The sequence below is a fragment of the Elioraea rosea genome (assembly GCF_007644105.1).
In the GTDB taxonomy this organism is placed as follows: domain Bacteria; phylum Pseudomonadota; class Alphaproteobacteria; order Acetobacterales; family Acetobacteraceae; genus Elioraea_A; species Elioraea_A rosea.
In genome coordinates this window covers 51,525-75,782 of record NZ_VFAC01000003.1, presented here as the reverse complement: position 1 = coordinate 75,782, position 24,258 = coordinate 51,525, and the positions used below count along the sequence as shown (strand labels likewise).

The following is a 24,258-nucleotide window of genomic DNA, read 5'->3' as shown; positions in this document are numbered from 1 at the left end:
GAATCGCATGCCGTGGTGCGGCTCAGTATCGGATCGTCAGGACCGGGACGAAACTGAAGAGCATCAGCACCGTGAACCCGACGGCATAGTACGGCAGCAGCTCGATCGAAGCGCGCAGGATGGGCACACGCGCGATCGTCGTCGAGATGAACAGCGTCGTGCCCACGGGCGGCGTGTACAGCCCGATAGCGAGATTGAGCACCATGATGACGCCGAGCTGAACGAGGTCGAGCCCGATCGATTGCGCAAGCGGCACGAAGATCGGCCCGAGCAGAAGGATCGCCGCCGGCAAGTCGATGAACATCCCAGCCACGATCATGATCCCGTTCATTGCCAGCAGGATCAGCCAAGGCTCCTGCAACGTTGCGGTGGCCCATGTGGCGAAGGCCTGCGGCGCCTGCACGAAGGTCATGATCCAGCCGACGGCGGCGCTCGCCATGATCACGAGCATCACCACCCCTGTTGCCCGCCCCGCGTTGACCAGCGCGGAGAGAAACCGACCTACGGTCATGTCGCGATAGATGAGCCAGGCGACAGCGAGTGCGTAGAGAACCGCCATCACCGACACCTCCGTCGGCGTGGCGACGCCGAACCGAAGGCAGGCAAGGATGAGAATTGGCATCGCGATGGCCGGCATGGCGGCAAGCGCCAGCCTGCCAAGCTCACCCCGGGCGATCCTGCTGTGCGTCACAGGAAAGCCCCTGAGCCGCGCGGAGAGATTGCACACGAGCAGGAACCCGGCCGCGAGCATCAGCCCTGGCAATACGCCCGCAAGGAACAGCGCTCCCACCGAGACATTGCTCACGAGCGCATAGAGAATCATCGGGATGGAGGGCGGGATGAGAATCGCGATCGTCGCGGCCGCGGCATTGTTGGCCGCCGCGAAGCCGGCCGGATACCCCTCGCGCTTCTGCCAGGGAATCAGCACGGAGCCGAGCGCCGACGCATCGGACACTGCCGACCCCGAGACGCCGCCGAATACGACGGAGCCGACGACGGTCGTGCTCGCAAGCCCGCCTCTGTAGTGGCCGACCGTCGCGGAGGCGAAGCCGATCAACCCCTGCCCCAGCCGCCCCGTCATCATCAGCTCGCCCGCGAGGATGAAGAACGGCAAGGCAAGCAGCGGGAAGGACTGCGTCTGCGCGAACATCTGCTGCACGACGACAAGCAGCGGCAGCGCGCCGTCGGACCATAACGCCGCTCCCGAGGCGATCATCAGCGTGTGCGCCACCGGAACGGAGAGAACCAGCAACCCGAAGAAGACGACGGTTAGGACGAGGCTCATCGCACGCTCCTCACGGCCGAGCGCGCGCTCATGTCACACTGTCCTCCCGCGCTGCCTCAGGCGCCGCGCCCGGGCCGAGCAGCGTGACCCTGAGCGCGATGGTCGCCGCCGACACGGCGGTCAGCCCCGCGAGCATGGACATCGCCCAGTAGCCGTAGCTGCCGGGGATGCGCAGGATCGTGCTCTGCTGCAGCCTCGCGATCTCGGCCACCTCGAGCGCGAGCAGCGCGAGCCATGCATAGGCCGCGACGACCATGGCATTGACGATGACGATCAGCACCTGCCTGCCACGCTCCGGCAACTGGCGCGGCAGGATGTCGACCGCGATATGCGCGCCTGCCTGCGCGGCAAGCACCACACCGGCCGCAATGAACCAGGGGAAGATCTGCTCGGGGATCTCCTGCGCCCAGGCGAAGCCGCCCATGCCGAGGGCGTAGCGCGCGATCACGTTCGCCGCGAGCACCGCGAGCAGCACGAGCCCCGTCGCTGCGACGATGACGCGGCAGAGAAGGGCGACGGCGCGATCGATCGCCGCCGCCCCGCCGAGCAGGATGGCCTTCACCGCGCCCTTCCCGGCGCGCTGCCTCAGGCCGTGGCAGCCCGGCGCACCTCGCGCACGAATTCGCCGAAGGGACGCTTCTCCCACGCATCGAGAACGCCGGCCGTAGCGGTACGGAAAGCGTCCTGGTTGACCTCGTTCACCGCGACATTGGCGTTGCCCTTGAACTCGGCGAGGAGCGTCGTGTCGCTCTCGACCATGATGCGGCGGTTCATCGCCTCCGCTTCCTTCATCGCGTCGAGCATGGTGCGCCAGTCGGCATCGTTGAGCCGCCCGCGCGCAATGCGGCTGACGAGAACAGGCGTGCTCTCCCACTTGTGCGCGGAGAGCGAGATGTACTTGTTCACCTCGAAGAGCTTCGAGGAGTGGATGTTGGCGAGCGGGTTCTCCTGCCCATCGACGACGCCCTGCTGCAGCGCCACGTAGAGCTCGGAGAAGTTGATCTGTTGCGTGGCCGCGCCAAGTGCCTGGAATGTGTCGATCGTCGCCGGGTCCGCAGGCGTGCGGATCTTGAGGCCGCGCAGATCGTCCGGCGTGGTGATCGGCCGGCGGCTGTTGGTGATGTGGCGAATGCCGTTGTCCCAGTAGCTGACGAGAAGGAGGCCGAGCGGTTCGAACCGGCGGGCGAGGTTCTGCCCCACCGCACCGTCGACCAGGCGATAGGCCTGCGCGTTGGTCGCGAACAGGAAGGGAAGGCCGAGTGCTGCCATCTCCGGCACAAGCGACGAGGCAGGCCCCTGGCTGTTGACCGACATGTCCAGGGTGCCGGTGCGAAGCGCGGTCAGCATCGCAAGGTCATCGCCGAGCTGCGCAGCCCCTGCCACGCGGATCTCGATGCGGCCGTTGGTCCGCGTCTTAACGAGTTCCGCGAAATGATCGGCCGCGACCCAGCGAGGATTGCCGCGCGCTGCATTGTGGCCAAGCGTGAGACGTATTTGCCCCTGCCCGCGCGCGATGGAGGGAGCTGCGAGCAGCGCGCCGGCACCAAGCAGGGCGCCGCGTCGTGTGGCCTTCATCCAGTTGGTCATGATGTTCGTTCCTTCCCTATTATGGTTCCATTGTACGGGCGGCTTCCGCCCGCAGTGTCAGCCGCCCGTCCCGGCGCGGCATCGGTCGATCCGTTCCCCGATCAGAGCCACTCCCTGATGCGTCGCGCCACGGCCTCGGCCGAGATGCCGTAGCGGTCATGCAATGTCGGCAGCGCGCCGGCATCGAGGAACCTGTCGGGCAGCGCGATCTGCCGGAACCGGGGGGCCAGGCCCGCGCGCAGAAGCGTCGCCGCGACAGCCTCGCCCAGGCCGCCCACCTCACTGTGGTTCTCAGCCACGACCACGAGGCGCCCAGGACGCCCAGCCTCGGCCAGGATCGTCTCGGCATCGAGCGGCTTGATCGTCGGGCTGTGCAGCACCGCCGCCGAGACGCGGTCCTCAGCCAGCAGCTTCGCCGCCTCGAGCGCGCGCATCGTCATGATGCCGGAGGAGATGATGAGCACTTCGGCGCCGTCACGCAGCAGCGCGGCGCGGCCGAGGCGGAAGCGGTACCCGTATTCGTCGAGCACCAGCGGCACGTTGCCGCGCAGGAGCCGCATGTAGACGGGGCCCGGGTGCGCGGCGATCGCGGGCACGGCTTCGGCGATGTCGAGCGCATCGCACGGGTCGATGATCGTCATCCCCGGCATGCCGCGGAAGATGGCGAGATCATCCGTCGCCTGGTGGCTCGGCCCGTACCCCGTCGTCAGCCCTGGCAGGGCGCAGACGATCCGCACCGGCAAAGACTCCTCCGCGATGGCCATGCAGATGAAGTCATAGGCGCGGCGGGAGGCGAACACCGCATAAGTAGTGGCGAAGGGCATGAACCCCTCGCGCGCCATTCCGGCGGCCGCGCCCATCAGCAGCTGCTCCGCCATGCCCATCTGGTAGAAGCGGTCAGGAAAGCGGGCGGCGAAGACATGCAGGTCGGTGTACTTGGCGAGATCCGCCGTCATGCCGACGATGCGCGGGTCGGCCTCCGCGAGGCGGCAGAGCGCTTCGCCGAACGGCGCAGCCTCGGTCCTCTGCCCCTCGGACGCGAGGGAGGCGATCATGGCCGAGGTCGTGAGCCGTTTCCGGGCCGCGACGCTCATGCCCGCGCTCCTTCCACGATCGCGATGGCCTCGGCCCATTCATGCGGCTCGACGCGGAGGAAGTGACTCTTCTCCCGCGCCTCGAGGAACGGCACGCCGCGCGCCATCCGCGTGTCGCAGATGATCACCCGGGGGCCAGGCACTGTGGCCGCACGCGCAGCATCGAAGGCCGCGACGAGGCTCGGGATGTCGTTGCCGTCGACACGCTGCGCATGCCAGCCGAAGGCCCGCCACTTCTCCTCGAGCGGCTCGAAGCCGAGCACGGAGGAGGAACGGCCATCAGCCTGCATCTGGTTCACGTCGACGAGTGCGATGAGGTTGTCGAGCTTCCAATGGGTGGCCGACATCGCGGCCTCCCACGTCGCACCCTCGTTGAGTTCGCCATCGGACAGAAGCGTGTAGACGCTGGCGGCGGACCCCTTGCGCTTCAGGCCAAGCCCCATGCCTATGGCCACTGTCAGCCCCTGGCCGAGCGAGCCGCCCGTGATCTCCATCCCCGGCGTGCAGGCCGCCATGCCGGACATGGGCAGGCGGCTGTCATCCCCGCCATAGGTCTCGAGTTCGGAGAGAGGGATGATCCCCGCTTCTGCAAGCGCGGCATAGAGAGCGATCGCGTAGTGCCCGATCGACAGAAGGAACCGGTCACGCCCCTCCCAGGACGGCTCTTCCGCCCGGTACCTCATGGCGTGGAAATAGGCCACCGAGAGCACGTCGGCGATGCCGAGCGCCTGGGCGATATAGCCCTGCCCCTGCACCTCGCCCATCCTCAGCGCGTGCAGGCGGATGCGGCGCGCGCGCTCCGCGAGGCCGGGGGCGTTGGTGAGCCGGGCTTCCGCCATCAGTGGATCAGCATCCCACCATTGACGTCGATCACCGCACCGGTGACGTAGGCGGAGAGATCGGAGGCGAGGAAGAGATAGATCCGCGCCACGTCGATCGCATCGCCCAGCCGGTTCAGCGGAATGCCCTTCCTGATCTCGTCCTTCATCTCAGGCGTCAGCTTGCCTCCGGTGATGTCTGTCTGGATGAGGCCAGGGGTGACGCAGTTGACGCGGATGCCATCGGGGCCGAGCTCGCGCGCCATCGCCTTGGCAAGCCCGAGCACGCCCGCCTTCGCCGCGGAGTAGTGAGGCCCGCCGAAGATGCCGCCACCGCGCTGGGCGGAGACCGAGCTCATGCAGGCGATCGCCCCCTGCTTGCGCGCGCGCATGTGCGGGATGAAGGCCTGGCTGAGGTAGAGAACGCCGGAGAGGTTGACGTCGATCACCCGCTCCCAGTTCTCCGGGCCGATGTCCATGATCTTGAGAGGCTGGGTGATGCCGGCGTTGTTGATCAGGATATCGACATGGCCAAAGGCGGCGATGGCTGCCTCGGCGGCGGCCTTGCAGCTCGCGAGGTCGGACACGTCGCACCGGATGCCGACATGCTGCGGCCCGAGGGAGGCTGCGGCGGCCGTGGCGCCAGCTTCATCGATGTCGAAGATGGCAACGCGCGCGCCGTGCTCTGCAAAGAGCCGAGCGGTGGCAAGGCCGATGCCGCGTTCGCTCGCCGCGCCAGAGATCACCGCCGTCTTGTTGGCAAGCAGCACACCATCCTCCCTTCGTATTCTTGGGTGGGATGTTCCTGAGCAGCCGCCTCACCGGCAAGTGAGAAAAACCGGCCCTTCAGTGAGCCTGGTTCATCATTGCCTCGGTGCGGTCTCGTAGGCCGCGAGATCGAGGGGGAGTCCGAGCTCGCGCCCAAGCCAGTCGATGAAGAGCCGCAGCGCCGGCGCGTAGCGACGCGCGCGGGGAAAGACGAGCCAGTGCCCGACATAGGTCACGTCCGCCGCCACGCCGGCCAGGGGGCGCACGAGGCGGCCGGAGGCGAGCTCGCGTTCGGCGAAGCGGAGGGATTCCAGCGCCACGCCAAGTCCCTCGGCAGCGGCGGAGAGGGAGAGGAAGCTGCGGTCGAAGCGCGGGCCCGCACTCTCGGGGCCGACGAGGCCGTTAGCCGAGAACCAGTCGGGCCAGCGCACCTTCTTCACCGCACTTTCGATCAGCGTTTGGCCCAGCAGGTCACGCGGCGTGCGGATCGCGCCGGCGAGCGACGGCGCGCAGAGCGGCGTCACCGTCTCCCGACCGAGCGGCATGATGGCAAGCGCCTGGTAGGCCTGCGCGCCATAGTGCTCCGGCTGCGGCGCGCCGTAGACGATGTCGGCATCGAACTCGTCGCCGCGGAAGCGCGTGTAGTCCGCCCCCGCCGCGATCCTGACCTCGAGCCCGGCATTCTCCTCGAGAAGGCGCTTGAGCCGCGGCACCAGCCATTGCGCGGCGAAGCTCGGGGCGCAGTGAAGCCGCAAACGTTCCGGCCCCCGCGCGGCGATCGAGCCGATGCCGAGGCGCAGTTCGCCGAACCCGCGCTCGACGTGGCGCATCAACGTCTCGCCCTGGGGCGTGAGCCGAATGCCCCTCCCCTCCCGCACGAAAAGCGGGGCGGCAAGCAGGTCCTCGAGCCCGCGGATGGCGTGGCTCACCGCGCTCGGCGTCAGGCCGAGATCGGTCGCGGCGGCGCGGAAGGAGCCGGTGCGCGAGACGGCCTCGAAGGCGCGCAGGGCGGAGAGCGGCAAATGGAGCTTCATGGACGGATGATGAAACAGGTTCATCATCGGGCGCAAAATTCTCTCTTGCCGGTGACTTTGCCGCACGCGACGGATGGCAGGACGCAAGGGAGGGAAGCGCATGTCGAACGTCGATCCACGGCGCATGGCCGATGCGATCCGCATCCTCACCGTCGATGCGTGCGAGCGCGTGGGCGAGGGGCATTGGGGCACGCCGCTGGGCGCGGCCGAGATCGCCACCGCCCTCTTCACACGGCACCTGAAGTTCAACCCCGCCGATCCGACCTGGTTCGACCGTGACCGTTTCGTGCAATCGAACGGCCATGGCTCGATGCTGCTCTATTCGCTGCTCTATCTAACCGGCTACGCCCACATGCCGCTTTCCGCGCTCAAGACCTTCCGTGAGATCGGCTCGATCTGCCAGGGCCACCCGGAGCGCGAGCCGGAAGCCGGCATCGAGATCACCACCGGCATGCTCGGCCAGGGCATCGCCAACGCCACCGGCATGGCGGTGGCCGAGGCCTACCTCAACCACCTGCTCGGCCCCGGCATCGTCGATCATCGCACCTGGGCGCTTGTCGGGGATGGCTGCCTGCAGGAGGGCATCGCGCATGAGGTGATCTCGCTCGCGGGCCACCTCCGCTTGGGCAAGATGACCTGGCTTTGGGACGACAACCTGATCCAGGACGACGGCGCCGTCGGCCAGTCGATCAGCGAGGACATGGACGCGCGGTTCCGCGCAGCGGGCTGGCATGTCCAGCGGGTCGAGGGTCACGACATGGAGGCTGTCTCGGCCGCCATAGAGGCTGCGAAGTCTGACCCCCGCCCCTCGCTGATCGCCTGCCGGACCATGATCGGCCGCGGCGTGCCCGGGCTCGAGGGTACGCGCAGCGCGCATGCGGGCAAGCTCACGCGCGAGAACACGGAGGCCGCGCGCGCGCGGCTCGGCTGGGAAGGCGAGGCCTTCGCAATCCCTGAGGACATCCTCTCCGCCTGGCGCATGGCCGGACGCCGTGCGGAGGCAGCACACGCGGAATGGACCGCGCGCGTTGCCTCCCTTCCGGCCGAGAAGCGCGCGCTGGTCGACCGCGTCTCGAAGGGTGACCTGCCCGAAGGGTGGCGCGACACGCTGCAGAGCTACGCACGCGAAGCCGCGGGGCGGAGCGAGTTCGGCATCTTCTTCTCGGGAGAGATCGTCGATCGCCTCGCGGCCGCCATTCCCGAACTCCTTAGCGGCGCGCCCGACCTTGAGGCGGCGACGAAGCACAAGCGCTCGCTTTCCGCCTTCACGGCCGAGGACCGCGGGGGGCGCTACCTTCACTACGGCGTGCGCGAGCACGCGATGGGCGCGATGCTGAACGGGATGGTCGCGCATAGCGGCGTGGTGCCCGTTGGCGTCACCTATCTCGTCTTCGCCGATTACGAGCGGCCCACGTTCCGGCTCGCGGCGATGATGGGCCTGCCGACGGTGTTCGTGTTCAGCCACGACTCGATCGGCATCGGCCGCAACGGCCCGACGCACCAGCCTGTCGAGATCCTTGCAAGCCTCCGTGCGATCCCGAACATGCTCGTCTTCCGCCCCGCCGACGGCGTGGAGGCAGCCGAGGCATGGGAACTCGCCCTGGCGAACCGTTCCGGCCCCTCGTGTCTCGTCTTTCCGCGCCAGAAGCTCGGACCCGCACGCGATGCCGCGAGCACCGGCGAGAACCGGTCCGCCAGGGGTGCCTACGTGCTTGCCGAGGCGACCGGTGGGGAGCGGCGTGCGACGCTTCTGGCCACCGGCACGGAGGTCGCGATCGCACTTGCGGCGCGCGCGACGCTCGAAGCCGAGGGCGTGCCGACCGCTGTCGTCTCCATGCCGTGCTGGGCGCTCTTCGAGCAGCAGGATGACGCGTATCGCAACGATGTCCTTGGCGCCGGCACCGTTCGGGTGGCGGTGGAGGCTGCCGTCAGGCTCGGGTGGGACAGGTACATCGGCCCCGACGGCGGGTTCGTCGGCATGAGCGGCTTCGGAACCTCAGGGCCGGACGACGCTCTCTACGACCATTTCGGCATCACCGCAGAGGCTGTCGCCAGCGAAGTGCGCGAGCGGCTCTGACCTCTCCGCCACGCCCGAGCCGGCGGGGACGAAGCCCGCACGCGGGCAACCCCGGCCCACGGTCACTCCAGCGCGCCGCGGCCAGGGTCTACGCTTCTCCTCAGCCTGCGAGGCCACCCTGGCGTTCGACGAACCGTGCCACCTCCTCGACGCCCTCGCCGGCGCGGATGTTGCTGAACACGAACGGCCGCTCGCCGCGCATCTTCCGCGCGTCGCGGTCCATGACGGCGAGCGAGGCGCCGACATGTGGCGCAAGGTCGATCTTGTTGATGACGAGAAGGTCCGACCGCGTGATCCCGGGCCCCCCTTTGCGCGGAATCTTGTCTCCCGCCGAGACGTCGATCACGTAGATCGTGAGATCGGCGAGCTCCGGGCTGAAGGTCGCGGCCAGGTTGTCGCCGCCGCTCTCGATCAGGATCAGGTCGAGGGCGGGAAAGCGCTTCGTGAGCTCGGCGACGCCGGCGAGGTTGATCGAGGCATCCTCGCGAATGGCCGTGTGCGGGCAGCCGCCGGTCTCGATCCCAAGGATGCGCTCGGCCGGCAGGGAGCCCGCGCGTGTGAGAAACTCCGCATCCTCCTTGGTGTAGATGTCGTTGGTGATCGCGGCGATCTCGTAGGCCGTGCGGAAGCGCTTGCAGAGCGCATCCATCAGCGCCGTCTTGCCGGTGCCGACAGGACCACCGACGCCGACGCGAAGCGGGCCCGATGCGGAACGTCTCATGTTCGGAACAACCTCGTGTACTGGGTTTCGTGCGCCATCGAGGCGATATCGGCGCGGAAGCAGGCTCCCCCCGCATCCTCGATCGCTGCTTCGCCGGCAGAAGCCGTGAGGGCGGCGACGCTGCGCTCGAGCGCGGCGAGAACACGAAGCCCGTCGCTCTGACCGAGCGGAACGAGCCGCACGGCGGCGGAAACGACCATGCCGGCGAAGGCCTGGAGATGGGCCGTAAGAGCATTGTCGAGCGCGATGCCGGCGGCTCCGGCGGCAGCACCGAACGCGACGGCGTAGGTCAGCCTCTCGGGTGGCGGCAGCGCCTCGGCGATGGCTGGCCAGGCGGCTGCAAGCGCGCGAGCAAAGGCCGCTCCCTGTGCGAGTTGCTCGACCTGCCGCTCCAGGGAAGGTGCGAAGGCGGCCGAGAGCGATGCGATCGCCGCCAGCGCCTTTCCGTCGCGTGCCACCGCGGCCCGGTGCGCGTGCGCGAGGAACACAGCATCGCTCCACCCGCTGCCATGCTGGAGGAGATCCTCCATCCAGGCGAGAAGACTTGCCGCATCGCTTACCTCCCCCGCCTCGACCGACCATTCCAGGCCATGCGCGTGCGAGAAGGCACCAACGGGGAAGGCGGGAGAGCTCCAGAGCAGCAGCCGCCAGAGAGCAGCCGGCTCGAGCGTGCGATCAGGAGCCGAGGTCATGGTCTCCCGCGAGCGTCGTCGGCGCCCTTGGCGCCCCGCGTTCATCATCATCGTCATGATCGTGGTGGTGATGGTGGTGCCCGCCCGCATAGGCGCCGCCCTCCGGGTCGAACGGCGCATCAACAGCCGTCGCAGTGCCGCCGAGACCCTCGACCATCTGCGCGATCACATGATCGGCGCGGATTCGGATGCGATCGCCGAGAAGCTGCGTCGGCAGGTGACGATTGCCGAGATGCCAGGCAATGCGCACGAGCGCCGCCGCATCCGGCGCAGCGATCTCGAGAAGCGGCTCGGCTGCGGCGCGGACACGGATGCGGTGGCCGTTCTCGCAGAGGAGCGCATCGCCCTCGCGCAGGTGCCGTGCGCGCGCGAGATCAAGCAGTACCTGGACGCCAGACGACGTCGTGAGCCTGATGCGCCGCCGGTGCCGCCGGTCATGGTCGAGCACCACTTCGTCGTCGGACGCACCGCTCCAGCCCCCTGCGGAAATAACCTCCGTGGCGCGAAGCATCGTCAGTAGAGGAAGTAGCGCTGCGCCATGGGCAGCACGGTTGCGGGTTCGCAGGTGAGCAGCGCGCCATCCGCCCGAACCTCGTAGGTTTCCGGGTCCACCTCGATGAATGGGCAGGCATCGTTCAGCACCATGCTGCGCTTGCCGATGCCGCCGCGGGTGTTGCGCACCGGCTCGATCATGCGCGAGAGCCTGAGCGCCGCGGGCACGCCCGCGTCGATCGCCGCTGCCGAGAGGAAGGTGACGCAATGCGCACCGATGGCGGTGCCAAAGGCCGCGAACATCGGCCGGTCATGCACCGGCTGCGGCGTGGGGATCGAGGAATTCGGGTCGCCCATCGCAGCGCGGATGATCGAGCCGCCCTTGATCACGAGATCGGGCTTCACCGCGAAGAAGGCTGGGCTCCAGAGGCAGAGATCGGCGAGCTTGCCGACCTCGACCGAACCAACGACGTCGGCGATGCCCTGCGCGATGGCCGGGTTGATCGTCACCTTCGCGATGTAGCGGCGCACGCGGAGATTGTCGTTCTCGCCCGCCTCCCCCTCGAGCCGTCCGCGCTGGACCTTCATCTTGTGCGCGGTCTGGAAGGTGCGGATCAGCACCTCGCCTACACGGCCCATCGCCTGGCTGTCAGAGGAGATGATCGAGAACGCACCCATGTCGTGCAGGATGTCCTCTGCCGCGATCGTTTCGCGCCGTATCCGGCTCTCGGCGAAGGCGACATCCTCTGGGATGTTGCTGTCGAGGTGATGGCACACCATCAGCATGTCGAGATGCTCGTCGATGGTGTTGACCGTGAAGGGCCGCGTCGGGTTCGTGCTGGAGGGGATGACGTTGGCAAGACCCGCAACGCGGATGATGTCCGGCGCGTGGCCGCCGCCCGCGCCTTCCGTGTGGAAGGCGTGGATGGTGCGACCCTTGACCGCGGCGATCGTATCCTCGACGAAACCGCTCTCGTTCAGCGTGTCGGTGTGGATCATCACCTGGACGTCGAAGCGGTCAGCCACCTCGAGGCAGCAGTCGATCGCGGCCGGCGTGGTGCCCCAATCCTCGTGCAGCTTCATCGAGGAGGCGCCGGCGCGGATCATCTCCTCGAGCGCTGCGGGGCGCGAGGCATTGCCCTTGCCCGCGAGCGCGATGTTCACGGGCAGCCCCTCGACCGCCTGCAGCATGCGCGCGAGATGCCAAGGCCCAGGCGTGCAGGTGGTGGCCGCGGTACCTGTGGCAGGCCCGGTGCCGCCGCCGACCATGGTGGTGATGCCGGAGGCGATCGCATCCTCGACCTGCTGAGGGCAGATGAAGTGGATGTGGCAGTCGATGCCGCCGGCAGTGAGGATCTTGCCCTCGCCCGCGATCACTTCCGTTCCAGGGCCGACGATGATGGTCACGCCAGGCTGGACGTCGGGATTGCCGGCCTTGCCGATGGCAGCGATGCGCCCGTCCTTCAGCCCGACATCGGCCTTCACGATGCCCCAGTGATCGATGATCAGCGCGTTGGTGATCACCGTATCGATGGCGCCCTCGGCCCGGCTCGCCTGCGACTGCCCCATCCCATCGCGGATCACCTTCCCGCCGCCAAACTTCACCTCCTCTCCGTAGAGCGTGAAATCCTTCTCCACCTCGACGATCAGGTCGGTGTCGGCGAGGCGCACGCGGTCTCCCACCGTGGGACCGAACATGTCGGCATAGGCAGCGCGCGTGATGCGGGCCATGGCTCCTCTCCCCTCAGGCCTTCTCGAGCGGGCCCATCACCGCCTGGCGAAAGCCGGTGACGATCCTCGCGCCGCGGAAGGGTACGAGCGTGACCTCGCGGGTCTGCCCGGGCTCGAAGCGGACGGCGGTGCCAGAGGCGATATCGAGCCGCTTGCCGCGCGCCGCCTCCCGGTCGAACGCAAGAGCCGGGTTCGTTTCGGCAAAGTGGTAGTGGCTGCCGACCTGCACTGGCCGGTCGCCGGTATTGGCGACGACAAGAGTGGTACGCGGCACGCCGGCGTTGAGCTCAATCTCGCCTTCCGCGGGGAACACCTCGCCAGGGATCATCGGTCGACTCCTCAGCGGATCGGGCGGTGGACGGTGACGAGCTTGGTGCCGTCGGGGAAGGTCGCTTCCACCTGCACGTCGTGGATCATCTCCGCCACGCCCTCCATCACCTGAGCGCGGGTGATGACGCCGGCGCCTGCGGCCATCAGGTCAGCGACGCTTCGGCCATCGCGCGCCCCCTCGAGCACGAAGTCGGTGATCAGCGCGATCGCCTCCGGGTGGTTCAGCTTCACCCCACGCTCGAGGCGCCGGCGCGCCACCATGGCGGCAACGGCGATGAGCAGCTTGTCCTTCTCCCGCGGGGAAAGGTTCATGCACGGTTCCTCAGCATTGCCACACGCGCGGCAGCGGCCGATTCTGCCTCAGTGCCCCAAGCCCTGCCACAACCATCCGACGCAACGCCGCACCATCGGCGGCGACGATGCGCGACAGCAACAGACCATCGCGCAGGCTCGCCCCCGCCTCCACGCCTTCGCGAGCCTCCCGCGCGAAGGCTTCGCGCAGGCGGTCGCGGACGATCTCTCCGCCCTCCCCCGCCCAGATGATCGAAGCAATCGCTGCGCCACCGCGCGCCACCGCTGCACGGTCCAGGATCGCTGCGACCGAGCCTTCGAGCCTGATCCGGTCGGCGTGAACGAGGGTGCCCTCGCGGTGGATATCGATCCGGTCACGGAACTGCCCGTGCAGCATGCGCTCGCCCCGCGCCGTGCGGCCGAACACGACCGCCTCGACGAGGAGCATCGAGGCGCCTCGGCCAAGGGAGACGGACAGCGAGCGGTCGAGTCGTGCGCCATCGAACAGGATGGTCTCCTGCGGAAGCCATTCGGCAAGCGCGTCCGGGCCGATCTCGAGCGTCGCATCGACCCGAGCGGGACGATCATCGTCGCGGGCACGATAGACACGCTCTGCGGCGGCGGCGCTCACGGTCGCTTCGGCGCCCTCGCGCCAGGTGACGCTGGTGGAGAACCGATCGCCCGAGGCGATTCCGCCGGCGGTGTTGAGCACCACGGCGCCGGCAAGCGCGCCGCGCTCCGGGCGCGGCAGGCGCGCGCGCAGCGAGCCCTGCTGCTCGAAGCGTGCGATCTCCGTCAGTGCCCCGCGACGGGCGAACGACATGGCAAGGCGCCCCGATGCGCGCGGCAACGACAGGGAGAGAGCACTAGACCGTGAGACGCCGTCTGACATCGCCCTCGTCGAGCGTCAGAAGTGGACCCGAGAGCACGACCTCGCCCCTGTCCATGATGACGGCGGACCCGGCAAGCTCCTTCGCGAAGTCGAAATACTGCTCGACAAGGAGGATGGCCATCTCGCCGCGATCGCGCAACAGGGTGATGACGCGCGCGATATCCTTGATGATCGAGGGCTGGATGCCCTCCGTCGGCTCGTCGAGAACGAGCAGGCGCGGGCGCATCACCAGCGCGCGGGCGATGGCAAGCTGCTGCTGCTGACCGCCGGAGAGATCGCCGCCACGGCGGCCCAGCATCTGCTTCAGGACCGGGAACAGGTCGAAAATCTCGTCCGGCATGTGCCGCTTCCCGCGCGGCAGCACGGCGAAGCCCGTCTCGAGGTTCTCCTGCACCGTCAGAAGCGGGAAGATGTCACGCCCCTGCGGCACCGAGCTTATGCCGCGCCGCGCCCTTTCCCAGGGCGGCAGGGCGCCGATCTCCTCCCCCTCCCAGGTGATCGAGCCGGCAGCGATCCTGTGCTGCCCGACGATGGCGCGCAGGAGCGACGTCTTGCCCACGCCATTGCGGCCGAGGATGCAGGTGACCTCGCCGCGCGGGGCCGTGAGCGAGACGCGCCGCAGCGCCTGTGCCGCGCCATAGAAGAGGTCGATGCCTGAGACGATGAGCACCGGTCAGCGCCCGAGATAGACTTCGATGACGCGCGGGTTCGCGCTCACATGGTCGATCGACCCCTCGGCAAGCACACTTCCCTCGTGCAGGCACGTGACCTTCACGCCGAGGGCGCGGACGAAGGCAATGTCGTGCTCGACGACGAGGATGCTGTGCGAGCGGTTGATCTCGACGAGGAGTTGGGAGGTCTCCTCCGTCTCGGCATCTGTCATGCCCGCGACGGGCTCGTCCACGAGCAGGAGTTCGGGGTCCTGCGCGAGCAGCATGCCGATCTCCAGCCACTGCTTCTGCCCGTGCGAGAGCCCGCCCGCGAGGCGCTCGCGATGATTGGAGAGGTGCACGGTCTCGAGGATCTGATCGATCCGCTCCCGCTCGGGCAGGGTGGAGGCGAACCGGAAGGCGCGGCGCGCCCGCCGGTCACCCTCAAGTGCGAGCAGCACATTGTCCTCCACCGTCTGCGTCTCGAACACGGTGGGCTTCTGGAACTTGCGCCCGATGCCGAGCGCGGCGATGGCCGGCTCGTCGAGGCGGGTGAGATCGTGACCGTCGCCGAAGATGGCCTTGCCTGCGTCGGGGCGCGTCCTGCCGGTGATGACGTCCATCATCGTCGTCTTGCCCGCGCCGTTCGGGCCGATCACGGCGCGCATCTCCCCGGCTGTGAGGACAAGGGAGAGGGTGTTCAGCGCGCGGAACCCATCGAACGTCACCGTCACGCCGTCGAGATAGAGAAGGGTGTCTCCCTGCTGCGTCGTCATGCCGGACCCGCGATGGGTGCCGCGCCGACGGCCCGGCGACGCTCGGCCGTGACAATCCCGCCAACGATGCCGCGCGGAATGAGCAGCGTCACGAGAATGAAGAGGCCGCCGAGCGCGAAGAGCCAGATCTCGGGCAGCCGCGTCGTGAAGAACGTCTTGAGCAGGTTGACGGCGACCGCGCCAACGACCGCGCCGGCAAGCGTTCCCCGTCCGCCGACCGCGACCCAGATCACCGCCTCGATCGAATTCATCGGCGCGAACTCTGAAGGGTTGATGATGCCCACCTGGGGCACGTAGAGCGCGCCGGCGATGCCGGCCATGACGGCAGAGACGACAAGCGCGACGAGCTTGTAGGATTCGGGGCGGTAGCCGAGGAACCGCACCCGCGCCTCGGCGTCGCGCACCGCGAGCAGCACCTTGCCGAAGCGGCTCGCCACCATCAGCCGGCAAACGGCAAGGCCAAGCAGAACCGCAACGCCGCTTGCCCAGAGCAGGCCGACGCGCATCTCGTCGGTCCGGAGGCTGAAGCCGAGCAGCTCGCGGAAATCGGTCAGCCCGTTGTTGCCGCCGAAGCCCATGTCGTTGCGGAAGAAGGCAAGCATGGTGGCGAAGGTGAGCGCCTGGGTGATGATCGAGAGATAGACGCCGCTGACGCGCGCGCGGAAGGCAAGGAAGCCGAAGCCGAAGGCGAGCAGGCCGGGCACGAGCATCGCCATCAGCATCGCGAAGGCGAAGCTGTCGAACCCGTACCAGTACCAGGGCAGTTCCTTCCAGTTCAGGAACACCATGAAGTCCGGCAGCACTGCGTGGCCATAGACGCCGCGCGGCCCGATCAGCCGCATCAGGTGCATGCCCATCGCGTACCCGCCGAGGCCGAAGAACACGCCATGGCCGAGACTGAGGATTCCGCCATAGCCCCAGACGAGATCGATGCCGAGCGCAAGCAGGGCGTAGCAGAGATACTTGCCCGAGAGGCTCACCACATAGGTCGGCACGTGCAGCACCGAGCCTGGCGGGAAGGCGAGGTTGCCGATGCCGATGGCGAACGTGACCAGCGCGACGATGATCGCGACGGCGACGACGAGGCGATCGGAGAAAAGGGCCGTGCGCATCGCCTCAGCTCTCCACCGCGCGGCCTTTGAGCGGGAACAGTCCGCGCGGCTTGCGCTGAATGAAGAGGACAAGCAGCAGCAGCACGACGATCTTGCCGAGGACGGCACCGGCGATCGGCTCGAGGAGCTTGTTGACGATGCCGAGCGTCATCGCCGCGACAAGCGTTCCCCAGAGATTGCCCACCCCGCCGAACACCACCACCATGAAGCTGTCGATGATGTAGCTCTGCCCGAGGTTGGGACTTACGTTGTCGATCTGGCTCAGCGCCACGCCCGCAAGCCCCGCCACGCCCGAGCCGAGCGCGAAGGTCATGCAGTCGACCCAGGGCGTGCGGATGCCCATGCTCCCGGCCATGCGACGGTTCTGCGTCACCGCCCGCATCGCAAGCCCGAAGGCGGTGCGGCGCAGAACGAGCATCAGCCCGAACAGCACGATCATCGAGAACACGATGATCCAGAGCCTGTTCCAGGTGACCAGCACGCCGCCGAGCTCGAACGCCCCGCTCATCCAGGACGGATTGCCGACCTCGCGGTTGTTGGGGCCGAAGATCGTGCGCACCGCCTGCTGCAGAACCAGCGACAGGCCGAAGGTGGCCAGAAGCGTCTCGAGCGGACGGCCATAAAGGAAGCGGATGATCAGGCGCTCGACCAGCGCTCCGGCGAGTGCGGAGACGAGGAAGGCGAGCGGAACGGCGAAGGCGAGAGACCAGTCGAGCAGCCAGGGCGCGTTCCGTCGCATCGCTTCCTGCACGACGAACGTCGTGTAGGCGCCGAGCATCACCATCTCGCCATGGGCCATGTTGATCACGCCCATGGTTCCGAAGGTGACGGCAAGCCCGATCGCGGCGAGCAGCAGAACCGAGCCGAGGCTGATGCCGTAGTAGATGTCCTGGACGATGCGCAGCATCGCCTGGCGCCTGTCGATCGCCGCCACACCAGCCGCGGCAGCCTGCGCCACCGCCTCGCTCACGCCGGCGAGGCCGGCGAGGAGGTTCCTCGCCTCGAGATCGCCGCGCCTGGCAATGAGCGCGACCGCGGCGAGCTTCGCATCGTCCGCCATGGCGGAGCCGAGCACGGCTGCGGCGCGCGCGGCCTCCATTGCATGGCGGACGCGCGCCTCGGTCTCGCGGGCGAGCTGCGCGTCGAGAGCGGGGATGGCGTCGGGGTCGCGCGAACGGAACACGCGCTCCGCCGCCGCGAGCCTTACGCGCGGATCGGGGTTCGACAGCGAGAGTGCGCCGATCGTCGCATCGATCGCGCGGCGCACGCGATTGTTCACCCTGAGTGGCCGCAAGGCGGCAGGGGCAACGCCCTCGGCCACCTCGCCTGTCGCGGCATCGCGCATCCGACCCTGGGCATCGCGCCAGAACACGGCGCGGTCGGCCTGGCGGAACAGCAGCGTTCCGTCGCGCAGGGCCTCGACGATGCCGAGCGCGTTCGGCTCCCCGCTCAAGGCGAGGCGCTCGACGGCCCTGGCCAGTTCGTCGAAGTTCGTGGTCGCGAGAGCGCGGATCGCCTCGCCCTGCACGCCACCCTGTGCAGCGGCAGGCGCCGCGAGACCAAGCAGGATCGCGAGAGTCGCGACGATGCGCCGAACCGCCCGACCCGCCGTGCACAGGGAGGGGACGCCGGGGGAATGCCCCGCCGTCCCCCACCTCGCCACCATGCTCAGCCGCCGCCGCAGCGGCCGGCGCGCACGTTAAAGTTGCCGCAGCGCATCGGCGCGCGCCAATCGGCGATCAGGTCCTTGGAGCCCTCGAGATAGTCGGACCATTCGTCGCCGACCACCGTGCCGGGCGTCTGCCATACCGTACTGAACTGTCCATCGGCCTGAACCTCGCCAATCAACACCGGCTTGGTGATGTGGTGGTTCGGCATCATCGTCGAGATGCCACCTGTCAGGTTCGGCACGGCGACGCCGATCAGCGCGTCGATCACCGGGTCGGCCTCCGTCGTGCCGGCCTTCTTCACCGCCTCGATCCACATGTTGAAGCCGATGACGTGCGCCTCCATCGGGTCGTTCGTCACCCGGCGCGGGTTCTTGATGAAGCCATGCCAGGTGGAGATGAACTCCTTGTTGATCGGGGTATCGACCGACATGAAGTAGTTCCAGGCCGCGAGATGGCCGACCAGCGGCGCGGTATCGATGCCCGCCAGCTCCTCCTCGCCGACCGAGAAGGCAACGACGGGAATGTCGGTCGCCTTGATGCCCTGGTTGGCGAGCTCCTTGTAGAAGGGAACGTTGGCGTCGCCGTTGATGGTCGAGACCACGGCCGTCTTCTTCCCGGCGGAGCCGAAGCGCTTCACCTGCGCGACGATGCTCTGCCAGTCGGCGTGGCCGAACGGGGTGTAGTTCACGAGGATGTCGTCGGCCGCGACGCCCTTCTGCTTCAGGTAGGCATCGAGGATCCGGTTCGTGGTGCGCGGATAGACATAGTCCGTGCCGAGCAGCGCCCAGCGCTGCACGTTCTCGTCCGTCATCAGGTAGTCGACGGCAGGAATGGCCTGCTGGTTCGGCGCCGCACCGGTGTAGAAGATGTTCTTGCTGCTCTCCTCGCCCTCGTACTGCACGGGATAGAAGAGGATGTTGTTCAGCTCCTCGAAGACGGGCAGCACCGACTTGCGGCTGACGGAGGTCCAGCAGCCGAACACGGCGGCCACGCGCTGAACGCTGATCAGCTCGCGCGCACGCTCGGCGAAGAGTGGCCAGTTCGAGGCGGGATCGACCACCACGGGCTCGATGCGCCGGCCGAGCACGCCGCCCTTCTTGTTCTGCTCCTCGACGAGCATGAGCATCACGTCTTTCAGCGTGGTCTCGCTGATGGCCATGGTGCCGGAGAGGGAATGCAGCACGCCGATCCGGATCGGACCTGCCTGCGCGCGGAGAATGGCGGGGCTTGCAAGGGTGCCCGCGGCTGCCATGGCCGCGCCGCCGGCAAGAAGGGAACGACGAGAAAGTCTCATGATGTGGTCTCTCCCTGGATGCGCGTTCCGGTACGCCATGCCGCGCCCTCCAGCCTGGGATGAGCCCCGAACCACCCCATGGCCGGACGTTCCGGGCACGACCCAGCGTCCGTTTCCGCAGCGCAGCAAACCGCATGCCAGCGTCTGACCGGCCTACTGGCTGTTGGCGCGATCGGCCTTCGCCCAAATCTTGCGCGAATGCTCCCGGTGATGCCGGATAATTCATCGCACGCGTAATGGCCGCCCATTTTCTAGGCGACCTTGTGGCGCCTGCCTGCGGTGCGGGTTCGCTCGGTGGGTTCCTGCCCTTGCGGCTGTCGGCCACTATCCAACGGACGGGGCGCCGAGCCCGCTCCGCGCGCCAGTCGTATGGGGAGGAGATCATTCGTGTCGAAGGCACTCCGTTTCGAGCCGGGCAACTACCGGTTCATCCCGTCGGTCTTCCAGTATTCCGCCGGGATCGCCGCCGAGGACGGTTTCGAGGTCGAGCGCGTGCGCCTGCACCGCCCGCTGCCGCTCACCGAGGCCTTCGCCTTCGTCGAGCGGCATCTCGCCTCGCTCGGCCGTCCATCAACCGCGTTCGCCGCGTGCGAGCTGCGATCACCCGCCCCCTTCACCGACCAGGGCTTCACTGCCTTCAACCGCCTCTACGTGGAGGCGCTCGAGCGCTGGGGCATCTACAGAGACGGCGTCAATCCGGTGGCTCGAACGAATGTCTGTCCGATCTACGACGTGCCGGACGAGCCCGTTGTGTTCGCCTTCTCCTACACGATCCCGGCGCGTGGCCCCGCGGACAGACCAAGCTTCGTCATCGCCGGCGGCGGCGAGGCGCCGGAGGGCGATGGGCCGTATCGCGACCGTACCGTACGGTACGGCGAGACACACCCCGAGGCACTGCGCGAGAAGGTCGACTTCGTCCTCGGCGAGATGGAGAGGCGGCTCGCGGCCCTCGGCCTCTCCTGGGCCGATGCGGTCAACCCGCAGGCCTACACAGTGTACGACATCGGACATCTGCTCGGACCCTGCTTCGGGTCACGCGGCGCGCTGCGGCCTGGCCTCGTCTGGCACTACGCGCGCCCTCCCGTCGTCGGGCTCGACTTCGAGATGGACGTCATGGGGCCGACGCGGACGATCGTGGCCTGACCGTGATCATGTCCCGTCCGCGCTGCCCCCCGCACCGGGTGGTGCCGTCGCGCTACGTGTCCAGCCGGACGTTCGCGGCACGCGCCACCTCGCGCCACTTCGAGATCTCGCTCGCGATGAAGCGCGCATACTCCTCCGGCGTGCCGGGGTCGGGGAAGCCGCCGAGCTGGACGATGCGATCGGCCGTCGCCTTGTCGCGCAGGATGGCCACCGCGTCGGCATTGATGCGGCGGATGATTGCCTCGGGCGTTCCGGCAGGTGCGACGATGCCGGACCAGCCGAGCGCCTCGAAGCCGGGCGAGACCGTCTCGGCGACCGTCGGAACGTCAGGAAGCTGCGGTGTCCGCGCACGCCCCGTGACGGCAAGCGGCCGGATGCGATTGGCCTGGATGTGCGGCAAGGCGGACGCCAGGCTGTCCACCATGATCTTGACGGTGCCGGCGATCAGGTCGGCCATCGCAGGCCCGCTGCCGCGATAGGCAACATGGGTCATCTCGAGGCCGAGCCGATGCGCGAGCATCGCGGCCGTCATGTGCTGCGCCGTGCCGGGCCCGGCCGAGGCATACTGCACATGGCCTGGCGCACGCCGCGCGAGCGCGACGAACTCGGCCATGGTCGCCGCCTCGAAATCCGGGTGCGCGACGAAGATGAGCGGCAGCGTGAAGATGTTCGTGACTGCGGCGAAGTCACGCTCCGCGTCGTAGGGCAGCCTCGCCATCACCGACGGATTGATGCCGAGCGTGCCAGACGTGCCTATGCCCAGCGTGTAGCCGTCCGCCGGCGCACGGGCGACGGCCTCCATGCCGATCGCCCCCGCACCGCCGGCGCGATTCTCGACGACGACGCGCTGCGGCCACTGCTTCGAGAGCTCATCGGCCATAAGCCTTGCGAAGATGTCGGCCGCCTGGCCGGGCGGGAAAGGAACGATCATCCTGACCGGCCGCGTCGGCCAGTCGCTCCCTTGGGCGCGTGCTGTCGCGATGGCTGGCAGGGCAAGCGTCGCGCCGAGCAGGCTGCGGCGGGTGGCGGTGTGTCGGGTCATTGTCGTTCCTCCCTCACGTCGTTTGTTCGTCACCATGACCAGTGCGGTGGCGGGTGGCCCGCCACAGGCATCGGCGTGCGCATGATGTGGCCGGCAAGCAGGCAGCCGAGCCAGGCTTCGCGCCTGCCGGGTCCTGCGAAGGCGAGCGACGACACGTTTGCCAGGGCGCTCGAGCCGGCCGTGGCGAGATCACGCGCTGCGAGGCGCCCCGCACGCCACGCGGCCTCGACGCGCGCGACATGCGCGGGGTCGCCGCCGTCGAGCATGCGCGTCACCGTTCCCGCCCGCGGGTCGATACGGAGAAGCCGGTTCGCGACGATGGCCGTCACCCAGACGTGGCCCTCGATGTCGAAGGCAAGGCCATCGGGAAACTCGCCTTCGCCGAACGCCACGAGACGCTCCTTCGGCCCGAGCGTGCCGTCGGCATGCAGGGGGATCCGGGCGAGATGGCGCGAGTAGGTTTCGTTGACGTACAGGGAGCGACCATCGGGCGAGGGCAGGCATTCGTTGGTATAGCCAAGGCCGTCGGCCACGATCCGCGCGCCGCGATCGTCCATCAGGACGATGAAGCCGCTCGCCGCGTCCGGCCGCCAGTCGCGCTGGCGCGGCGAGAGCCGGGTCGAGACAGTGATCCAGAGGTGGCCGGCGGCATCGCGCGTCGCGTAGTTGGTCGGCGGCAGGGCAACGCCATCGACCTCGCGGAGGACAGGCGACACGTCGCCCGTTCGCGTCAAGCGAAAGACACCGCCCTCCTCGGCGCCGAGATGGGCGATCAGGAAGCTGCCGTCACGGTCGAACGCGATTCCGTTCGGCTTCAGGCCGGAAGGAAGGTCGGCGGTGGTGCCCCGGATCAGCCGATGCGTGCCGTCGGCCGCATGTTCCGCCACCCCGCCCCGGAAATCGGCCGAGTAGACCGTGCCGTCACGTGCCACGAGCACGCATTCGGGACGCTCGAGCCCGCTTCCGTGGAAGGAGACGTCCTCGACCCGCAGCATCAGCGGAACCAACCGACAGGCGCCATGACGAAGCCAGGGAAATAGGTGACGACGCCAAGCACGATGCAGCAGAGCCCGAACATGGGCGCGAGTTCCCGCGTCGTTCCCCACATCCGTGCCTGGGCGATCTTCACCGCGACGAAAAGCGTGCCGCCGACCGGAGGCGTGAACAGTCCCATGGCGAGGTTGCAGGTCATGATCAGGCCGAGATGCACGGGATCGACGCCGAGGCCTCGCGCAACGGGCAGGAGCAGCGGCGCGGTCAGGACGAGCGCAGGAACCGGCTCGAGGAAGATGCCGAGAACGAGAAGGGCAAGGTTGACCGCGAGCAGGAACTCCCACTTGGAGAGGTTCCAGGCATTGAGCGTCGCAACCATGTTCATCGGCACGCCTTCCATCGTCATCACCCACGCGAAGGCAGTGGTTGCGCCGATGACAAGCATGACGGTGGCCGAGGTGACGAAGCTGTCGCGCAGGATCCGCGGAACGTCGACCCAGCCGAGCTCCCGATAGACGTAGCGCCCGATCAGCAGGGCGTAGAACACCGCGACGGCAGCCGCCTCGGTCGGCGTGAAGACGCCACCGAAGATGCCCCCGAGGATCACGCCGGGGAACAGCAGAGCCGGGATGCAGTCGCGGAACGAGGCGAGCAGCTCCGTCGCCGAGACGGGCCTGCCGCCCGGGTCCCACCCGCGGGCACGGCCGAGATACATGCACCAGAGGATCAGCACGCCACCGAACAGGAGGCCCGGGATGAAGCCTGCGAGAAACAGCTCCTTCACCGACACGCCACCCATGAAGGCGAAGATCACCATCGGGATCGACGGTGGAATGATGATGCCGATCGTGCCGGCGACCGCGACCAGTGCGGCCGCGAACTCGCGCGTGTAGCCCCGCTGCCGCATGCCCGGGATCATCACCGCCCCGATCGCTGCGCTGTCGGCGACGGCCGAGCCCGAGACACCCGCGAACAGCATCGAGGACGAGACGGTGACGACGCCGAGCCCGCCGCGCAGGAAGCCGAGCGCCTTGGAGGCGAAGTCGATCATCCTCCGCCCCACCCCGCCAGCCACCATGATCTCCCCGGCAACAATGAACATCGGCACGGCAAGAAGGTGGAACGGCTCGACGCCGCCGATGAAGGAGAGCAGCACGCCTTCGGTGACGTACCAGTTGGGCGAGAGATGGATATAGGCGAAGGTTGCGACGAGGAGCGCCCAGACGAGCGGCACGCCGAGCAGAGCGATGCCCATGAAGAACAGGAAGGTCGAGACGAAGAGCGTCACTGTGCCGCGTTCCCCGCCAGCACGCGGCGGACGATGAACAGAAGGCCGAGCACCGCGCTCACCGGCATGGCGGCATAGGCGAGCCCCATGGGGATGTACGTGACGGAGAGGGTCTGGCCCATCATCTGTTCGGCCAACGCCCAACCCCAGAGCAGGAGCACGATCAGCACGCCGGCGGCGATTGCATCGGCCAGCCAGTGGAGGGCCTGGCGCAGGCGCGCGCCTGCGGCATCGACGAGCTCGGTGATCGTCAGGTGCGCGCCAAGCTGGATAGCGCGCGCCCCGCCAAGGAAGGTGAGCCAGAGGAACACGAACTCGCCGACCTCGTTCACCCACGCCAGCGAGAGGTTGAACACGTAGCGTGCGATGACGTTGATCATGACGACCAGGGTGAGCCCGCCCCCGCCGATGATCAGGAACGCATCGAGCGCGCGCCCGGCCGTCACGCAGCACCGATCGAGCGCGCGCATCATGTCCC

General features: G+C 68.1%; 25 protein-coding genes. 2 read left to right on the top strand and 23 right to left on the bottom strand.

Going from position 1 to position 24,258, the window contains the following annotated elements:
- Positions 1–22 precede the first annotated feature (22 nt).
- The 7 genes from FIF60_RS03490 to FIF60_RS03460 form a co-directional block, all read right to left on the bottom strand.
- Positions 23–1,285: a TRAP transporter large permease gene (locus FIF60_RS03490; protein ID WP_144183893.1), complete on the bottom strand. Its 1,263-nt coding sequence runs from the start codon at positions 1,283–1,285 to the stop codon at positions 23–25.
- A gap of 28 nt (positions 1,286–1,313) precedes the next feature.
- Positions 1,314–1,847 (bottom strand): TRAP transporter small permease, encoded by a 534-nt coding sequence (locus tag FIF60_RS03485; protein WP_144183891.1) that lies wholly within the window; start codon positions 1,845–1,847, stop codon positions 1,314–1,316.
- 23 nt (positions 1,848–1,870) lie between these two features.
- Entirely contained in the window at positions 1,871–2,872 is a 1,002-nt protein-coding gene (locus FIF60_RS03480; protein ID WP_144183889.1) for a TRAP transporter substrate-binding protein, read from the bottom strand.
- 101 nt (positions 2,873–2,973) lie between these two features.
- A complete protein-coding gene (locus tag FIF60_RS03475; protein WP_144183887.1) occupies positions 2,974–3,966 on the bottom strand; it encodes a transketolase family protein in 993 nt (330 codons plus the stop codon).
- Entirely contained in the window at positions 3,963–4,805 is an 843-nt protein-coding gene (locus FIF60_RS03470) for a transketolase (protein WP_144183885.1), read from the bottom strand. The genes FIF60_RS03475 and FIF60_RS03470 overlap by 4 nt, the downstream gene beginning before the upstream one ends.
- Positions 4,805–5,554, bottom strand: a complete 750-nt coding sequence (locus FIF60_RS03465) for an SDR family NAD(P)-dependent oxidoreductase (protein WP_144183883.1) — start codon at positions 5,552–5,554, stop codon at positions 4,805–4,807. The genes FIF60_RS03470 and FIF60_RS03465 overlap by 1 nt, the downstream gene beginning before the upstream one ends.
- 93 nt (positions 5,555–5,647) lie before the next feature.
- On the bottom strand, positions 5,648–6,586 hold the full coding sequence (locus tag FIF60_RS03460; RefSeq protein WP_144183881.1) for a LysR substrate-binding domain-containing protein: 939 nt from the start codon (positions 6,584–6,586) through the stop codon (positions 5,648–5,650).
- Between the two features lie 100 nt (positions 6,587–6,686).
- Between FIF60_RS03460 and FIF60_RS03455 the strand changes: the two genes are divergently transcribed.
- Positions 6,687–8,663, top strand: coding sequence for a transketolase family protein (locus FIF60_RS03455; RefSeq protein ID WP_144183879.1), 1,977 nt, complete (start codon positions 6,687–6,689; stop codon positions 8,661–8,663).
- Positions 8,664–8,763: 100 nt separating this feature from the next.
- Here the strand turns inward: FIF60_RS03455 and ureG are convergent, their stop codons facing one another.
- From ureG to urtA, 12 genes are read right to left on the bottom strand one after another with little or no spacing between them, the layout of a single operon-like run.
- A complete protein-coding gene (gene ureG / locus FIF60_RS03450; protein ID WP_144183877.1) occupies positions 8,764–9,384 on the bottom strand; it encodes an urease accessory protein UreG in 621 nt (206 codons plus the stop codon).
- Positions 9,381–10,076 carry an urease accessory protein UreF gene (locus FIF60_RS03445; protein WP_144183875.1) on the bottom strand — a complete coding sequence of 232 codons (696 nt, stop codon included), beginning with the start codon at positions 10,074–10,076 and terminating at the stop codon, positions 9,381–9,383. The genes ureG and FIF60_RS03445 overlap by 4 nt, the downstream gene beginning before the upstream one ends.
- Positions 10,060–10,587: an urease accessory protein UreE gene (gene ureE, locus FIF60_RS03440; protein WP_144183873.1), complete on the bottom strand. Its 528-nt coding sequence runs from the start codon at positions 10,585–10,587 to the stop codon at positions 10,060–10,062. The genes FIF60_RS03445 and ureE overlap by 17 nt, the downstream gene beginning before the upstream one ends.
- A 2-nt stretch (positions 10,588–10,589) precedes the next feature.
- On the bottom strand, positions 10,590–12,299 hold the full coding sequence (ureC, locus tag FIF60_RS03435) for an urease subunit alpha (protein WP_144183871.1): 1,710 nt from the start codon (positions 12,297–12,299) through the stop codon (positions 10,590–10,592).
- 13 nt (positions 12,300–12,312) lie between these two features.
- Positions 12,313–12,627, bottom strand: a complete 315-nt coding sequence (locus FIF60_RS03430) for an urease subunit beta (protein WP_144183869.1) — start codon at positions 12,625–12,627, stop codon at positions 12,313–12,315.
- A gap of 11 nt (positions 12,628–12,638) precedes the next feature.
- Positions 12,639–12,941 carry an urease subunit gamma gene (locus FIF60_RS03425; protein ID WP_144183867.1) on the bottom strand — a complete coding sequence of 101 codons (303 nt, stop codon included), beginning with the start codon at positions 12,939–12,941 and terminating at the stop codon, positions 12,639–12,641.
- 10 nt (positions 12,942–12,951) lie between these two features.
- Complete coding sequence (locus FIF60_RS03420; protein WP_158639049.1) at positions 12,952–13,743, bottom strand: urease accessory protein UreD; 792 nt, start codon at positions 13,741–13,743, stop codon at positions 12,952–12,954.
- A gap of 43 nt (positions 13,744–13,786) precedes the next feature.
- Entirely contained in the window at positions 13,787–14,482 is a 696-nt protein-coding gene (gene urtE / locus FIF60_RS03415; RefSeq protein WP_144183864.1) for an urea ABC transporter ATP-binding subunit UrtE, read from the bottom strand.
- A gap of 3 nt (positions 14,483–14,485) precedes the next feature.
- Positions 14,486–15,238 (bottom strand): urea ABC transporter ATP-binding protein UrtD, encoded by a 753-nt coding sequence (urtD, locus tag FIF60_RS03410; protein WP_144183862.1) that lies wholly within the window; start codon positions 15,236–15,238, stop codon positions 14,486–14,488.
- Positions 15,235–16,350, bottom strand: coding sequence for an urea ABC transporter permease subunit UrtC (urtC, locus tag FIF60_RS03405; protein WP_144183860.1), 1,116 nt, complete (start codon positions 16,348–16,350; stop codon positions 15,235–15,237). The genes urtD and urtC overlap by 4 nt, the downstream gene beginning before the upstream one ends.
- A 4-nt stretch (positions 16,351–16,354) precedes the next feature.
- Positions 16,355–18,016: an urea ABC transporter permease subunit UrtB gene (urtB, locus tag FIF60_RS03400; RefSeq protein WP_144183858.1), complete on the bottom strand. Its 1,662-nt coding sequence runs from the start codon at positions 18,014–18,016 to the stop codon at positions 16,355–16,357.
- 2 nt (positions 18,017–18,018) lie between these two features.
- Complete coding sequence (gene urtA / locus FIF60_RS03395) at positions 18,019–19,314, bottom strand: urea ABC transporter substrate-binding protein (protein WP_204251093.1); 1,296 nt, start codon at positions 19,312–19,314, stop codon at positions 18,019–18,021.
- Between the two features lie 387 nt (positions 19,315–19,701).
- Between urtA and cnbZ the strand changes: the two genes are divergently transcribed.
- On the top strand, positions 19,702–20,457 hold the full coding sequence (gene cnbZ / locus FIF60_RS03390) for a 2-amino-5-chloromuconate deaminase CnbZ (protein WP_144183856.1): 756 nt from the start codon (positions 19,702–19,704) through the stop codon (positions 20,455–20,457).
- Between the two features lie 52 nt (positions 20,458–20,509).
- Here cnbZ and FIF60_RS03385 read toward each other — a convergent pair whose 3' ends face one another.
- Genes FIF60_RS03385 through FIF60_RS03370 form a run of 4 tightly spaced genes read right to left on the bottom strand, consistent with a single transcriptional unit; the run spans position 20,510 to position 24,250 of the window.
- Entirely contained in the window at positions 20,510–21,499 is a 990-nt protein-coding gene (locus FIF60_RS03385; protein ID WP_144183854.1) for a Bug family tripartite tricarboxylate transporter substrate binding protein, read from the bottom strand.
- A gap of 29 nt (positions 21,500–21,528) precedes the next feature.
- Positions 21,529–22,494, bottom strand: a complete 966-nt coding sequence (locus tag FIF60_RS03380; RefSeq protein ID WP_144183852.1) for an SMP-30/gluconolactonase/LRE family protein — start codon at positions 22,492–22,494, stop codon at positions 21,529–21,531.
- Positions 22,494–23,780, bottom strand: coding sequence for a TRAP transporter large permease (locus FIF60_RS03375; protein ID WP_204251092.1), 1,287 nt, complete (start codon positions 23,778–23,780; stop codon positions 22,494–22,496). Before FIF60_RS03375 ends, FIF60_RS03380 begins: the two co-directional genes overlap by 1 nt.
- A complete protein-coding gene (locus FIF60_RS03370; protein WP_158639048.1) occupies positions 23,777–24,250 on the bottom strand; it encodes a TRAP transporter small permease in 474 nt (157 codons plus the stop codon). Before FIF60_RS03370 ends, FIF60_RS03375 begins: the two co-directional genes overlap by 4 nt.
- Positions 24,251–24,258: the final 8 nt, after the last annotated feature.